Annotated in this window: 12 protein-coding genes; 4 read left to right on the top strand and 8 right to left on the bottom strand. The window is 57.1% G+C overall.

The genetic code is table 11. The features are described from left to right. Window positions 1-117: 117 nt before the first annotated feature. The gene (locus VFA76_16115) at window positions 118-1,386 is read right to left on the bottom strand and encodes a hypothetical protein (protein ID HZR33372.1); all 1,269 of its coding nucleotides are present in this window, start codon (window positions 1,384-1,386) and stop codon (window positions 118-120) included. A gap of 262 nt (window positions 1,387-1,648) precedes the next feature. On the opposite strand from VFA76_16115, the gene VFA76_16110 reads away from it, so the two are divergent. Continuing rightward, entirely contained in the window at window positions 1,649-3,187 is a 1,539-nt protein-coding gene (locus tag VFA76_16110) for an aldehyde dehydrogenase family protein (protein ID HZR33371.1), read from the top strand. 24 nt (window positions 3,188-3,211) lie between these two features. Beyond that, window positions 3,212-4,324, top strand: coding sequence for an alanine dehydrogenase (gene ald / locus VFA76_16105; protein ID HZR33370.1), 1,113 nt, complete (start codon window positions 3,212-3,214; stop codon window positions 4,322-4,324). Window positions 4,325-4,352: 28 nt separating this feature from the next. Here ald and VFA76_16100 read toward each other — a convergent pair whose 3' ends face one another. Together VFA76_16100 and VFA76_16095 are read right to left on the bottom strand one after the other, a co-directional pair. Beyond that, on the bottom strand, window positions 4,353-5,207 hold the full coding sequence (locus VFA76_16100; protein ID HZR33369.1) for a GGDEF domain-containing protein: 855 nt from the start codon (window positions 5,205-5,207) through the stop codon (window positions 4,353-4,355). A gap of 182 nt (window positions 5,208-5,389) precedes the next feature. Further along, window positions 5,390-6,052, bottom strand: coding sequence for a response regulator transcription factor (locus VFA76_16095; GenBank protein ID HZR33368.1), 663 nt, complete (start codon window positions 6,050-6,052; stop codon window positions 5,390-5,392). 501 nt (window positions 6,053-6,553) lie between these two features. Between VFA76_16095 and VFA76_16090 the strand changes: the two genes are divergently transcribed. Both VFA76_16090 and VFA76_16085 read left to right on the top strand, forming a co-directional pair. After that, window positions 6,554-7,279, top strand: a complete 726-nt coding sequence (locus tag VFA76_16090; protein HZR33367.1) for a PilZ domain-containing protein — start codon at window positions 6,554-6,556, stop codon at window positions 7,277-7,279. 31 nt (window positions 7,280-7,310) lie between these two features. Continuing rightward, entirely contained in the window at window positions 7,311-7,748 is a 438-nt protein-coding gene (locus tag VFA76_16085) for a hypothetical protein (GenBank protein HZR33366.1), read from the top strand. A gap of 24 nt (window positions 7,749-7,772) precedes the next feature. On the opposite strand, the gene VFA76_16080 is transcribed toward VFA76_16085, so the two are convergent. The 5 genes from VFA76_16080 to VFA76_16060 form a co-directional block, all read right to left on the bottom strand. Next, on the bottom strand, window positions 7,773-8,276 hold the full coding sequence (locus tag VFA76_16080; GenBank protein HZR33365.1) for a peptidoglycan-binding domain-containing protein: 504 nt from the start codon (window positions 8,274-8,276) through the stop codon (window positions 7,773-7,775). Between the two features lie 137 nt (window positions 8,277-8,413). Further along, on the bottom strand, window positions 8,414-10,069 hold the full coding sequence (locus tag VFA76_16075) for a Do family serine endopeptidase (protein HZR33364.1): 1,656 nt from the start codon (window positions 10,067-10,069) through the stop codon (window positions 8,414-8,416). A 192-nt stretch (window positions 10,070-10,261) separates the two neighbouring features. Beyond that, window positions 10,262-12,001, bottom strand: a complete 1,740-nt coding sequence (locus VFA76_16070) for an amidohydrolase (protein ID HZR33363.1) — start codon at window positions 11,999-12,001, stop codon at window positions 10,262-10,264. Next, the gene (locus tag VFA76_16065; protein HZR33362.1) at window positions 11,998-13,272 is read right to left on the bottom strand and encodes a M20/M25/M40 family metallo-hydrolase; all 1,275 of its coding nucleotides are present in this window, start codon (window positions 13,270-13,272) and stop codon (window positions 11,998-12,000) included. Before VFA76_16065 ends, VFA76_16070 begins: the two co-directional genes overlap by 4 nt. A 49-nt stretch (window positions 13,273-13,321) precedes the next feature. Next, window positions 13,322-14,572: a LeuA family protein gene (locus VFA76_16060; protein ID HZR33361.1), complete on the bottom strand. Its 1,251-nt coding sequence runs from the start codon at window positions 14,570-14,572 to the stop codon at window positions 13,322-13,324. Window positions 14,573-14,580: the final 8 nt, after the last annotated feature.

Here is a 14,580-nt window from a genome sequence, read left to right as displayed (position 1 = left end):
ACGGGCGATAGCTCATATTCAGAAGACGCACCGGGAAACGCGCTACTCTGATTCTAGTCGAATGTTTCCCTCGCATGCCTTGCACCAAAGTGCCGGGACTCTCGTCCACTTTCCTGCCTATTGAATGACCACCTTCTTCTGCTTGGTATTCACGCCTCCGGTGGCATTTTGCGCAGTGATCGTGATCACGCTTTCCCCATTGGGAAGCGGCGGAGTGAAGTAATTGAAACTGCCGTCGTTGGCTATCATGGGCACTTCCCGCCCATTTACCATCACCCGGGCGCTGGGCTCGGTCTTCCCCCGGACTTCAATCACATGTCCGTGCTGCACAAAGGGTTCCAGCTCCAGGCGCATACTGATCGCCTCTTTCCCCTTGGGGATCAGGGTGAAGCGGTTCTTCTCGCTCTCAATGGATTCCTTGCCTTGGGCATCAACCGTCTGCACTACCCAGTAATAAGCCCCCTCGCCCAGGTTTGGTACTTGGACATCGGTGCCCGGCACCCGGTGATCGAAAATAGTTGAAGAAAAGAAGGGATTCTTGGAGATTCGCAGCCTGTACCCAGCATTGTTGGCTATCGGGCTCCAGGAAAATTCCACCGGCTTGGGCTCGGCAGAGAAGAAAATGGGCATCATATTCGGGGGCGCGATCAGGGTCGGAGGACCTATCTCCTTCTGCTTTTCCATCTGCCCAGAGGCACTGCGGAAGGTAACTCGTTCGTCGTCCGCCAGGTGAACCACCTGACCGCCGCGGACGACATCGCCCGAACCTTTTTTCAGCAAGATTTCATGCTTGTCCGCGCTCGGGTCATTGTGCACCATGGCCGAGCTTTCCGGCGCCAGTGACGCAGTGGCCCCGGCAACAATTACCTTTGAAGTGGATCCCTGACTGTAGGTCGCGGTCGCCAAATCCACAGTTCCTGTAGTCACGTTCACAGCGACCTGGGTCTGTTGTGCGTTGGACGAGTTCTCTTCGATAACGATCAGCGAGTCCTGTTTAACGGTGTAGCTGGTGCCGTCGTTGAAGACCACCCGCGCCATCCCCTCGGAACCGGTCTGCACCACGTCGCCCTTCTCCAGCGGCAGGCTGTAGTCGGCCGCCACCCAAGTGTTGCTGTTGGTTTTCTTGACCCGCACGGTCCCATCAACATTGGTGAAGTGGGCTTGCTGCGCCACGCTGCCGCCATTGTCAGTTCCCTGACCGGCATTCCCCGCCACTTTCTCCAGCAAGGTGCTCACCGCTGTCATTCCGGCGTGGGTAGCTTGTGGAAACAGCAGGTTGATCACCGCTCCGGTGAAGAGAAGAATGACAATAATCCCTACGATCACACTACGATAGGTGATCGTCTTCCACGCAATGTGGATTCCGGAATTGCGATCCAAAGACACGAATCGGCCGCTTACTCCAATGAAATCTGGATTTTCAGCGAGAGTACCACAAGCTTCTGAGGACTCCCAATAGCTAATTACCTTCGTTTCGCACGGGAGGACTACTACTTCTAACGCCTCTGAATGCTCAGTTCCCGAACTGTCGAAACCTCCTCACGCTGCCAACCAGAGCTCCCGTGCTTCCGCTCTGTCCCCTACACTTGCGACCCATCCCACAGGCTTGTAGGATGAATAGTTTGCGTAATCTTCACGGAGGCGAGTGATGGCCACGGAGACCATTGGCGGCGCGATCGGCATGGGGGTGACGGCAAGCTCCCGCGTTTACAGGAACTTCATTGATGGGGAGTGGGTGGAATCGCGCACCGGCGAACTCTTCGAGGACCGCAACCCCGCCGACACCCGCGATGTAGTCGCAATCTTCCAAAAGTCGGGAAAGGAAGACGTAGATGCAGCCATAGATGCCGCTAATCGCGCCTTCAAGAAGTGGCGGCTGGTGCCCGCGCCTCGGCGAGCCGAAATCATCTATCGCGCCTCCGAAATCCTCATGGAGCGCAAAGAAGAATGCGCTCGCGACATGACCCGCGAGATGGGGAAAATCCTGAAAGAAACACGCGGTGACGTTCAGGAAGCGATTGACACCGGTTACTACATGGCGGGTGAAGGACGGCGAATGTTTGGTCCCACCACTCCTTCGGAACTTCCCAATAAGTTCGCTATGGCAGTGCGCCAACCCTTGGGAGTTTGTGCCATGATCACGCCCTGGAACTTCCCCATGGCAATCCCCTCATGGAAGCTTTTTCCCGCCCTGGTCGCAGGTAACACTTGCGTGATTAAGCCGGCGCAGGATACCCCACTCTCCACCTTCAATCTGGTGCGAGCCCTTAGCGACGCTGGAGTGCCCCGGGGGGTAGTGAATGTCATCACCGGATTCGGATCGAAGATCGGCGCTCCTATGCTCGAGCATCCTGATGTGCGTGCCGTTTCGCTCACCGGCTCTACCGAGGTCGGCCGTATTGTCGGCGAAACTGCAGCCAAAACTTTTAAGCGTTGCTCATTAGAGCTCGGCGGCAAAAATCCGATGATCGTGCTCGACGATGCCAATCTGGATCTGGCGATCGAGGGTGGCCTGTGGGGTGCATTCGGCACCACCGGACAACGTTGCACTGCCACCAGTCGCATCATCCTGCAGAAGGGAATCTACGGAGAATTCACGAATCGCCTGGTAGAGCGCGCGCGCAAGCTGAAAATCGGCAATGGCCTGGATGAAACCACCGACATGGGTCCGGCGATCAACGAGGGCCAGCTCAAGACCGATTTGAAATACGTGGAAATTGGAAAGAATGAAGGGGCGCGGCTGCTCTGTGGCGGTAACCGCCTTACTTCCGGAGAATATCAGCACGGTTGGTTTATGGAACCCACCGTTTTTGGCGATGTTGATCCTAAAATGCGCATCGCCCAGGAAGAGATCTTCGGCCCGGTCGTGAGCTTGATTCCGTGTGACGGGATGGAGGACGCCATCGAAATTGCCAACAGCGTGCAGTACGGCCTCTCCTCCTCCATCTACACTCGCGACGTGAACAAGGCATTCGTATCGGTGCGCGATCTTGAAGCCGGCATCACTTACGTGAATGCCCCGACCATCGGCGCCGAGGTCCATTTGCCTTTTGGTGGAGTCAAGGCCACAGGTAATGGACATCGTGAGGGTGGAATTGGCGCCATCGATTTCTATAGCGAGTGGAAATCAGTTTACGTTGATTACTCTGACAAGCTGCAGCGAGCGCAGATTGATCGTCCCGAATAATTATTATTGTGCGCCCATCCGCATATGATTATCGGCGTCCCTAAAGAGCGTAAGGACCACGAGTCGCGGGTCGGCATAGTGCCATCTGGCGTTAAGGCCCTGGTGGACGCTGGTCACAGTGTGCTGGTCGAAACTGCCGCCGGTGAGCTCTCGTCCATGTCCGACGCCGACTATAAACAAGCCGGCGCCCAGATCGCCGCTTCTGCTGACCAGGTTTGGAAGCAGGCGGACATGGTGGTCAAGGTAAAGGAACCCATTGCCAGCGAGTTCAAGTACCTGCGCAAAGACCTTGTCCTCTTCACCTATCTTCACCTGGCGCCGCTTCCCGAGCTTACAGAAGAGTTGCTGAAGAACACCGTCACCGGCATAGCTTATGAAACCATTCGCGACGGTCACGGCACGTTGCCGTTGCTCACTCCCATGTCGGAAGTCGCTGGGCGTATGTCAGTGCAGGTGGGCGCATCGTACCTTGAAAAGGAACGCGGCGGACGCGGCGTTCTGCTGGGCGGCGTACCTGGGGTCCCTCCCGCCCAGGTATGTGTCATCGGTGGCGGAATTGTCGGTACCAACGCCGCAAAAATTGCGCTCGGCATGGGAGCGATTGTGACCCTGATTGATATCAATCTCAACCGCCTGCGCGAACTGGATGACATTTTCAACGGCCGTCTCTACACCCTGGCTTCCAACTACTACGCCATTGCTAAAGCCACCAAGCACGCTGACCTGGTGATCGGGGCGGTGCTGATCCCGGGTGCCGCTGCACCCAAGCTGGTGAGGAAAGAAATGGTGACTAACATGAAACCGGGAGCGGTGATCGTTGACGTTGCCATTGACCAGGGAGGGTGCATCGAGACCGCGCACCCCACCACGCACAGTGATCCTTCCTACGTAGTTGACGGCGTCGTGCATTATTGCGTGACTAATATGCCAGCGGCTGTTCCCCATACCTCAACTCTGGCGCTCACCAATGCGACCTTTCCATACGTGATGAAGCTGGCACAGATGGGGGTCAGCAAGGCAGTCAAGGCCGACAAAGCCATTTGTGAGGGCGTCAATACCTTCCGCGGCCATGTGACCTACGCCGCAGTGGCCCAATCGCAGGGGCGCCCCGCCAAGAACGTCGCGGAGCTGATCTAACGACACTGACAATTCAACCGTCTGCTGGTTATAGCCTGGGTGTACGCAGCTGCCCAGTTTTGGGCGTGCTGGCGCCGCCCTCGCGGTTGGCTTTTTGGACGTACAGATCGGCGTCCGCCGAGGTGAGGAGTTCTTCCATGGTCAATTGGCCGGTGTAGCTGGAGACACCGCAGCTAAGACTCAAAGTGTAATCGCGTTGTTGTTTACCGTTCCACCTCTCCACCAATTGATTGAGACGCTCAATCGCCACTCCTGCCTGCACCAGATCGGTCTCCGGCATGATCACCAAAAACTCATCACCGCCATAGCGGGTCACAAGATCAGCGTTGCGAAAGTTTTTCTGGAGAAGCAAAGCGGCTTCAACCAGGATGCGGTCCCCGACCAGGTGGCCAAAGCGCGTATTAAAACCCTTGAAGCCATCTATGTCGGCCAGCATTACAGAAAGTATGCTGTGATTTCTCTCGGCACGTGCCATTTCTCTGGTCAACGCTTCTTCCATGAAGCGCCGGTTGAAAACTCCCGTCAAGGCATCAGTCCGTGCCGTTCGCTCCGCGATTTGCAATTGGTGGATCAGTTGACGGCGCGCCCGTAATAACAGCAAGCGCTGCTGAAAAAGATAGGCGTTGAGCAAAACCAGCAGTGCCATCAGGCCAAACAGCAGCTGCGGGAAACTGTCCTGCCGTGCCAATACAGCACTCACGTGCCATAGGAACTGCGGCATGAGCAGCGCGAGAAAACCAGCGGCCACGACTAAAAGGACAATCGCAGCGATCAGCCACAGCTGCAGATCACGCCAGTCAAGCGCGCGGATTTCTTGTTCAATTTGCTCCGGCTCACGCCTGACCTGTTGCTCTTCAGGCTGCTCGACAACCTCTGTTTCCATCTACACGCTCCAGCGGAGATCAGATTGCAAGTAAAGCCTAGTTACAGCTTTGCGACAATAGGCCGCTCAAGCTTGGCACCAGAGTAAATAACAGGTATTTTCCTGTACATTCGTGCGGGGTGTGCAACGGGTGGCACCCATGGGGGTGCAGACCACGTAAGTCGGGGTTTCTGCGAAAAAGGTCAGGAAGCCAGCGGATCGTTCACAGAAATCAGGCCGGTGGAGACCGCGTAGCGCATCAAATCGGCGCGATTGTGCAACTCGAGTTTTTGATAAATGCGAGAGCGGTAAGTTTCGATCGTTTTCACGCTTAGATCGAGGTCGCGCGCGATTTGCGGGTTAGTGAATCCTCGAACCAATCCTTGTAAGACTTCAAATTCGCGTTTGCTCAGTCCTTCTCTTCTGCCATCGTTTGCCGAGGAATTGCTTACCTCCAGAGTGACTGCATCGACCAGACTCGGATCCAAAAACTTTTGCCGGCGTGCAGCGTAACGCAATGCCAGGAGTAATTCGGCATCGCTCGACTGTTTGATCACAAATCCCATCACTCCGGCCTGCAGCATGGCTCGCGCCACTCGACCATCATCATGCACCGTCACAACTACTACCGGGAGCTTGCGGGAGATTCTTATCATTTCCGCAACCATGGCTAGCGCGGAACGAGGCGGCTCAATGGTTTCCAGCAAGATTACGTCGGGCTTGCTTTTGGGTAGCGCCAGCTCGGCTTTGCGCAGGTTGTCAACCTCCGCAACCACTTCAATGTCCTGCACGGAAGAAAACAGGCGCTGCATTCCGGACCGCACCATGGCGTACTTTGAGAACAAAAGGACACGGATTCTCTTCATGCGAGCGCCAACAGTTTAGGGCACAAAGTGAGGAGGTTAAGCAGCAAAGCCCATGTTGTTACAAAAGACGGAATTTTAATGTGCTAACGGATGAGCCGGATGGACGCCCCAACGCCATCCAACTGGTTGGCCGCTCGTCTACCGGTTCTTGGAATGCGCCAATTTGTAAGGAGCTAACCCTACGTAGTGCTTGATTTGTCAGGTGTACTCAGCCCTTTGCTTCATCGCTGCTGTCAGTCGCAACCCCGATTTACAGATGCCCGCAAGCGGCGCATTCTCGCTGGCAAGCAATCCCATAATTTATGACCGCTAATTAATGATTCGCTCTGAGGAGTGAGACTGCCTGCTACCCAAACGGGATTTGAGCGCGTGCTCGAAAGAGCCCCTTTCGTAACCTTGGCCGAGTCTGCGGCTCGCGAGCAAACTGCTGAAGGCAGTTCTGTGCCGAAACTGGTGCCCCGTAAATCGTGGTCGTACGACTAGAACCAATCTGGAGGTAGTGTGGGTACGGACATAAAAGCACTGTTGGTGACGTCTGATCCTGGCATGGTGAATGTTTTCTCCCCGTTGCTCCAGGAGATGCGCATTATGGTGCAATATTGCCCCGACGAGAGCACGGCAGCCCACGATGTCTTAATGGCCAAGTTCGAAGCCGTGTTTTTGGACTGTGACCACATGCCCGGCAACATACCTGTCATAAAAAGCCTGCGGGAGAGCCGATCCAACAAAAATGCAGTGGTGGTGGCGGTGGCCAGCAACTCGGCTGCCCGCCAACAGGCGTTTGATCAGGGCGCGAATTTCGCCTTTGAACGTCCCTTTGTCGTACCCGACATTAAGAAGACATTGCATGCCGCCTACGGGCTGATGCTCCGCGAACGCAGACGATATTTCCGGCATGCGATTGAAATCCCGGTTCGCGCCCGGAGGGACTCGGGTGAGGAACTCTCCTGCAAAACGATCAATCTCAGCCAGAATGGTATGGCGCTCAGCGTCCCTTCACCGCTCAGCCAAGGTGAAGTCCTGGGATTGGTGTTTTCTGTCCCTGATGCCGCTCTTTCCGTAAGTGCCCGTGGGACGGTAGTGTGGGCGGATACGCTGAGTAAGGTAGGCATCTCCTTCCAATGCACCAATCCTGAAGTCGAGAGCCGGTTGACGGCTTGGCTACACGACCGCTTCTATACCCAATTCGATATTGCGCAAACCCAGCCTGCTGCTCCAAAATCTTGAAATGCCTGCTGTGAGCGCCTGGCGGTTACGTTTGCCAAAACTGCTGTCCGTAAATCCTGGGGGAACGCGCGCCGGAAAACTTTCTTTGGTGGCGCACCGCAGCTTGGCTTTTGGCCTCGTACTGCTTGTAATACTGGCGCTGGTGCTGCACCGCTCGTTCTCCCACAACAGGATCATCGCCGGGGTATCGCAACGTCAGCCCACACAGACTGCGCATGGCGCTCCGCGGACCCCTGTTTTGGAAATCTTGGCGGTGCACGAGTACGGCAGCATTATCGAGATTCAGGGCAGGAGTGAGCCCGGAGCTACAGTTATGATCAATGGGGAAAAGGTGGGACTAATCTGGGATGGCACTACCTTCAAACACTTCGTTGGACCCTTCACCGAAGGCCCTACCGTCATCACGCTGACGGCTCAGAATGAAGACGGCGGCGTGAATACCAAGCAAGTGCCGGTGGACATTAAATAACTTTAGTTCAGACCTTTTAACAAACTAACGCGGGAGCGATGCAGGTGCGGCGCCGCGCTCAGGACCTCCGCCGGCCGAAGGCCGAGTAGTCATCGCGCTCTCTGGATTCAGCAAGTGATCGGTGCTGGGGCCGAGGCCGAGCTGAATGAGGGCCCGTGAATCGGGCAACATTTTGGTCTGCCAGCCATGGTCCTTCTGGAAGCGGGTCATTGCAGCCTTGGTGCGCTCGTCCCACTTTCCGGTCATATCGCCCTTCAGATAATTCTCCCGGATCAGAGCGGCCTGAATTTCTCGGGTGCGCTCGGAGTCTATCTTCTGTTGGCCGCGCCGGCGCCAGTTGGCGGTTCTGTGATGCCGTCCCTTGCGGCCAGCTGTGGAGTGTGTCCCGCGGGCACTTACTCGGGTTGCGGGCGAAGAGCTCCCGTTAGCTGATTTGTTGCTGCCTGCAGAAGAACTGGCTGCAAGCAAGAACACCAGCCAACTAACGCCTAGCGCCTTTACCAATTCCGACCGGTTAAGAGTCAACAAAACACCTCAAAAGTGAGTGTTTTCAACCGCTCCAGAGCATACAGTCCCGGAATTGCCAGACCTTACGGGGGCTGGCCGTTAACTATGTTGGCCTGAATACGGCCTGCGCGCCAGCCCCCATTAGTTCCGGTAATAGGTTACGGAAGTGTACCGCCCATGAAGATGGTACCCCCCTGTGAACCGACGCCCCGTGGCCTCACCAAGAAGACCACGTCCTGCTTGCTCTTCAATCCAGAGATGATGCGGTTGAAGCTCTCTTCGTTGTTTACCGGCTGTTTGTTAATTTCCAAAATCACATCACCGCGGCTGAGCCCGATATCGTCAGCGAATGAATTTGGTTTCACGTCGCTCACCACGACACCTTTGTCAGCGGGTAAGTTAAGCCGCTGCGCCATGTCCGCCGTCAGGTTGCGCACCGCAATGCCTACTTTGCTCGATGTGGGCTCAGTGTCGCCGCCGCCTTCTTCGCTTTCGTCACCCAAGCGGGATGCAAAGAGCTTCTGACGATCGGCGATTACGATACTAACGTCTTGCTTCTTGCCGTTGCGAACAAGTCCTAGATTGGCCTTGGTGCCAGGCTTGAGGCTGGCGATTTCTGCCACCAACTCATCACCGTTTTTCACCGGCTTGCCGTTCACCGTAGTGATGGTGTCGCCCACTTGAATACCCGCTTTGGCGGCCGGTCCGTTGGCCACTACGTCCGAAACCGTGACTCCATTGTTGACTCCATAAACCCGTGCAATGGCGGGGATGGCCTGGGCATTAAACTGCACCCCAATCGAGCCTCGCACCACCCGGTGATCGGGACCGATCAAGGCGTTATATACCTGAATTACGGTATTGGAAGGCAACGCGAACCCGACACCCGCGTAGGCGTTGGTTTCCGTGAGGATCGCGGTGTTGATACCGATAACATCGCCATTTAAGTCAACGAGTGGCCCGCCAGAGTTGCCAGGATTAATGGCAGCATCGGTTTGAATGAAAGATTGAAAACTACGGCCGGGCACGATGTTCCGTCCTACCGCTGAGACGATACCTGCAGTCACCGTCTCCTGCAGACCAAACGGGCTACCGATCGCCAGGACCCAATCGCCGGGAACCATGCTGTCGGAATTACCCAGTTTCGAGGCCGGCAAGGAGCGCTCAAGATCAATCTTGATCACTGCCAGATCAGTCTCCTGGTCGGTTCCAATCACTTTCGCATCGTGGGTCACGCCCGGAGGATCGTCCATCAACTTGACGCGAATCCGGTCGGCTTTCTCCACCACGTGGCGGTTGGTGACGATGTAACCCTTAGGATCAACGATGACGCCTGACCCCAACGAGCGCTCGCGAATACCGCCCCCGTCTGGTCCGCCGAAAATATCAGGACCCTGGTCATCTCCTTGTCCCTGGTCGCCTTGCTGCCCACCTCGCCCGCCTGGAGCACCCTGGCCACCACCCGGTCCTCCGAAGAACCGGTCGAAAAAGTCCTCAAAAGGAGCTTGGTTGCCCCCACCACCTCCAGGTCCTCGCCGGCGACGCACATTCTTTACCGTGGACTCAGTATTAATGTTGACCACGCTCGGCTCCATGGTCTTCGCAATCTGTGAGAAGGTGTTGGACATCTGCCGCGGCGACGGCACTGTCAAGGGAGTGGCGCTGGCCGACGATGACTTGCTCTTTTCCTGTCCTCTGACGCCGTATGAAACAACCGTTCCTATCAAGATACCGATCGCCAGCGTCACCAGAATCGTGAAGCCGTGGGCGAAACGATGGGCCTTCCAACCTGCCCATAAATTGCGGGGATTCATAAACTTCCTCCGGAATTAGTGCAAACTTCGAGATTATACCTGTGGGTGCAGAAACTGGAATACATTGCGGTATTTGGGATCAACCCTACTCTCTTAGACGCAGAAAACCTGGTAACCGTTATCAAAAGGGTAATCAAGTGAGCTTAATTCTGGCAAAATTGATGTTTTCAGGCCCTTGGCTATGGCCCGGCGTTATTTGGCCTCGAAGACGGTCTTGCCCCCGATCACGGTGCGCAGTACGCGCGTCGTCAGTACCTCGGCGGGAGCAACGCCAGTGAGATCGCGGTCAAGAACTACAAAATCGGCTAGTTTGCCGGGGTTCAGCGTTCCCTTGTCATTTTCGGCAAATTCCGCATAAGCGGCCCCGCTGGTATAGGCCGCAAGCGCCTCATCCATAGTCAACTTCTGTTCGGGGAAGTATTCCTTTGTACCGGCTTCGTTTTTGCGGGTCACGGCCGCGTAGAGGCCCCGAAAAGGCGCGATCGGTTCAACCGGATAGTCAGTCCCAAAAGCCAGATAAACGCCATTGCGCAGAAATTCCGCCCACGGATACGAATGCCGCGCCCGCTCTTCGCCAATACGATCTACAGCCCACTTCATATCCGTGAGCAGATGGTTGGGCTGCATGGAGGCGATCACTCCCAGTTGGCGGAAACGCGTGAATTGGTCCGTCGCTACGACCTGCGCATGTTCGATCCGCCAGCGATGATCTTCGCGTCGCGGATTGGGCATTCCCGTTTGGTGCTCGCGAAGATAGCGTTCCGCTTCCGCAAAAGCCTGCAAGGCCATCTCGATACCACGGTCGCCGATGGCATGGAACCCCACCTGGAACCCGGCGGCCGCCCGATCATCTATCAACGAATTGAGCTGGGTTTGCGTGTATTGCGCAAGCCCGGTGTTTTGTGGGTCATCACTGTACGGTTTAATCAGCGTCGCAGTGCGCGACCCGAGGGAGCCATCCATAAAACCCTTGAGCATGCCGGTATGCAGCATCGTGTCGGATTCCGGGTGATGGGCGCGATGCTGTTCCAGCACGTTCAAAGCGGTAGGAAATGGCGGCCACTCGGAGATCCGTAGCGTCAGTTGCCCTTCCCGCTCCAGGTCTTCATACACCAGGAAATCTTCCCAATCGGAATAATCCTGCGCCGAGGTTATCCCCCAGCGTGCCGCGTCCTGCAGCGCCAGCAGGATCGCTTGCCGCCGCTGCGAAGGACCAGGCTTGGGAATTTTTGAGGCCACCAAATTCACCGCGCTACTCTCGCGCAGGATGCCAGCCGCCTCTCCCGAAGCCTCGCGATCTATCTTTCCGCCCGGCGGATCGGGCGTTTCGCGCGTTATTTCTGCAGCCCGCAACGCGGCCGTGTTTGCCAGCGATATATGTCCGTCTACACGCTCGAACAGCGCCGGATGATCTCCCGTGACAACATCTACGTCCTGCCGCGTGGGTAACTTCTGTCCCGGCCACAACGTGTGGTCCCAACCACCGCCCTGAATCCATTCTCCGGGGGCTGCGGCCTTGGCGCGAGCTGCGATTCTGGATTTCATCTCGTCCAGCGAGTTTGCGCCGGTAAGGTCCACGTTGAGCTTCACAAATCCGCCGGAGGCGAGATGGGTATGCGCGTCGTTGAAGCCGGGCATTACGAAGTGCCCGCCCAGGTCAATCACCTGAGTGTGTTTGCCCTTGAGCTTGCTGATTTCAGCGTCGGTGCCGACTGCGACCAAACGATCACCGCGGACTGCGAGTGCCTGCGTGCGTGGCAGTATGGCGGCCTTTAACCCCGGCGAAGCGCCGCCTGCGGCCGGAGCCAACGTTGCCCCGGTGTAGATGTTCCCGTGAATATAGATCGTGTCCGGCGAACCGGCGCTGGTTTGCGCCTGCGCGGCGCTCGCCGACAGTAAAGCGACGACACTCCAGATCGCAAGACGCTTCATCTATTTGCTCCCGCCAGAGCCAGCAATGAGAGCAGAATTCGTTGCAGGGCCAGCTCACGGCCGCTGCAATCGAACCACTCTTGCAGGGTGTGAGCTCCACCCCCGGCGCCGCCGCCTCCAATGGCTGCTGCCTCTCGTCCCAATGAAAGCGGAATATTCGCGTCGGTAGATGCGCGCTGCACCTGCGACGAATTCTGCAGGTGCGAATCCACGGCGCGGATGACACGCAGAATGCGGGCGTTGCCATCCAGTTCGCCAGCCGGGCGGCTGCCGATCACCACCGCCTCATAGGTAATCGGTGACGTCTTAGGCGTGGAATTTCCCGGCCTGGTCTGCCGCTCCGCCCCTAACGCCTGATCGAGAGCGGCGCGCAGCGCGGCCTCAAGACGATCAATCTCAGTGCTTGACGTGGAGCGAATGTCCACCCGCATGCTGGCAGATTCCGGAATCGAATTCACCGATGTTCCGCCGCGAATCACGCCGATGTTAAACGTGGTTTTCGGCACTGCGGAAACACGCACCTGGCTGAACCTCTCAATCGCGCGCGCCAGCAGGATAATAGGATTGGGAATCCCGAAGTCGCTCCAGGAATGTCCTCCCGGCCCGCGCACCACGATCTCGAACCGGCGACTGCCGAGAGCTTCCGCAACAATGGTGTCAGTCCCTGCGCCGTCGAGCACCAAGGTGGCGGCAATCTCCTCCGACCAGTGCGGATCGGAAAAAATGTGCCGCATACCGCGCAGATCACCCTCGCCCTCTTCGCCTACATTCCCAATAAACACCACCGGCGCATCATGTTTGATTTTGGCCGATTGCAGCGCGGCGCTGATTGCCAGCAGAGCCGATACCCCTGCGCCATTGTCGGAGATTCCGGGACCAAATAGCCGATTGCCCTCGCGCCTCGGCTGGACGGATGTGCCTGCGGGAAAAACCGTGTCTATGTGGGCGCTGACGGCAATGAATTTTGCCGTCGGGTCAGTGCCGCGGCGAGTACCGATCACATTCCCGACTTCATCGGTATGGACCTCAGCCAGTCCCAGTTCGCGAAAGCGCTCGGCCACCCAGGCCGCCCGCTGCGATTCCCCAAACGGTGGGCCAGGAATCGCCGCCAACTGCATTTGCCAGGCAGCAATGCGCGGCTCGTTCGCGGCAAACCAGGTGAACGCCGACTGTACACGGCTCTGCGCTGCCAGACGGGCAATCTCCTGGATGGATGGCGCCGTCTCCGTGGTTTCCATGCGTGAGGTCGCAGCCATGGGCGAAGCTGCCATCTTACAACGCCGGGTTGCGGGGAAGGAAAAGCAGGTCGGGGGAGCCGGACTAGGGTTTGCTTGCCTTGGTATTTCCGCAACACTCCATGATTTCTGACTCTGTGAGCAGGCGGTCGGAGGCCTTCGCCCGTTGATAGATACGTTCCACTAATTCATCCCTCGCTGGAATCTCATGCTTCTCCAACCAGAAAAGAATATTCGACTTTCCGCTCATCGGGCCGATATCAATCAGCTGCTCCATTCCAAAGTAGTGCGCCGGAACACCGGAGTAGATGGCATTCGCGAGCTCGGTATCGTGCTTCTTGTAAGCCTTGATCACCGCCGCGGCGTGCACACCCGTTGCGGTGCGGAAGGCATCTTCGCCCAGCACCGGATAATTCGCGGGAATTGGCGCTCCGGTCGCTTCCGAAACCGCGTAGCAATATTCCTTCAGCCGTGTCAGATCCTGACGGTCCCACGGCGGCACCCCCATCAGCTTAAGATTGACCAGCATCTGGTCCATCTGGGTGTTGCCCACTCGCTCCCCAATGCCAACCGCGGTGGCGTGCACACAATTTGCGCCGGCCATGAAGGCGGCCAGCGAGTTAGCCACCCCCAGGCCGCGATCGCAATGGCCATGCCAGTCCACTCGGATCTTTTCTCCTGAGGGTTTGACTACTTCCTCAATGACGAACTTCACCAGCGCGCTCACTCCCGCGGGCGTCGCATGGCCGCAGGTATCGCAGATCACGATGGCGCGCGCGCCGCAGTTGATTGCGGTTACATAGAGCCGCTTCACCATTTTCGGATCGCAGCGGGTGGTGTCCTCGGTGACATACATGACCGCCAGCCCGAGCGAGACGGCGTACTTCACCGCCTCCTCGGTTGTGCGGAGCAGGAAGTCCTCCGTCCAATCCTCGGTGTAACGCCGAATGGGACTGGAACCAATAAACGTTGCCGCCTCAATCGGCAGTCCCACTTTTTGCGAGATCTCCGCAATCGGACGAATATCGTTTTGGTGAGTGCGCGCGGCACAGTTGGCCTTGATCTTTAAGCGCGATTGCACGATCTCCTTCGCCAGGGCTTCCACATGCTCGCAAGCACGCGCGCCGGCACCGGGCAGGCCGAGGTCGAGGGAGTTGATGCCCAGGGTTTCCATTAAATGCATAATGCGGATTTTTTCGGGAATGGCAGGATCGCGCACCGAGGGCGACTGCAGCCCATCGCGCAGCGATTCATCATTGAGCAACACCGGCCCAACTGGTCGCTGCGCCGCGCCGTCGGCCTGGTTCCAATCGTAGATAAGCTCGGAGGCCTTCACTAAATCAT

It is taken from the genome of Terriglobales bacterium (assembly GCA_035651655.1).
Taxonomy (GTDB): domain Bacteria; phylum Acidobacteriota; class Terriglobia; order Terriglobales; family Acidobacteriaceae; genus DASRFG01.
This window is presented reverse-complemented; position numbering and strand designations above follow the sequence as displayed.

What these genes read in the sequence shown, in the direction of transcription:
- VFA76_16110 (HZR33371.1), top strand. Translation starts at nt 1,649, where the DNA reads ATGGCCACGGAGACCATTGGCGGCGCGATCGGCATGGGGGTGACGGCA.
- ald (HZR33370.1), top strand. Translation starts at nt 3,212, where the DNA reads ATGATTATCGGCGTCCCTAAAGAGCGTAAGGACCACGAGTCGCGGGTC.
- VFA76_16100 (HZR33369.1), bottom strand. Translation starts at nt 5,207, where the DNA reads ATGGAAACAGAGGTTGTCGAGCAGCCTGAAGAGCAACAGGTCAGGCGT.
- VFA76_16095 (HZR33368.1), bottom strand. Translation starts at nt 6,052, where the DNA reads ATGAAGAGAATCCGTGTCCTTTTGTTCTCAAAGTACGCCATGGTGCGG.
- VFA76_16075 (HZR33364.1), bottom strand. Translation starts at nt 10,069, where the DNA reads ATGAATCCCCGCAATTTATGGGCAGGTTGGAAGGCCCATCGTTTCGCC.
- VFA76_16070 (HZR33363.1), bottom strand. Translation starts at nt 12,001, where the DNA reads ATGAAGCGTCTTGCGATCTGGAGTGTCGTCGCTTTACTGTCGGCGAGC.
- VFA76_16065 (HZR33362.1), bottom strand. Translation starts at nt 13,272, where the DNA reads ATGGCAGCTTCGCCCATGGCTGCGACCTCACGCATGGAAACCACGGAG.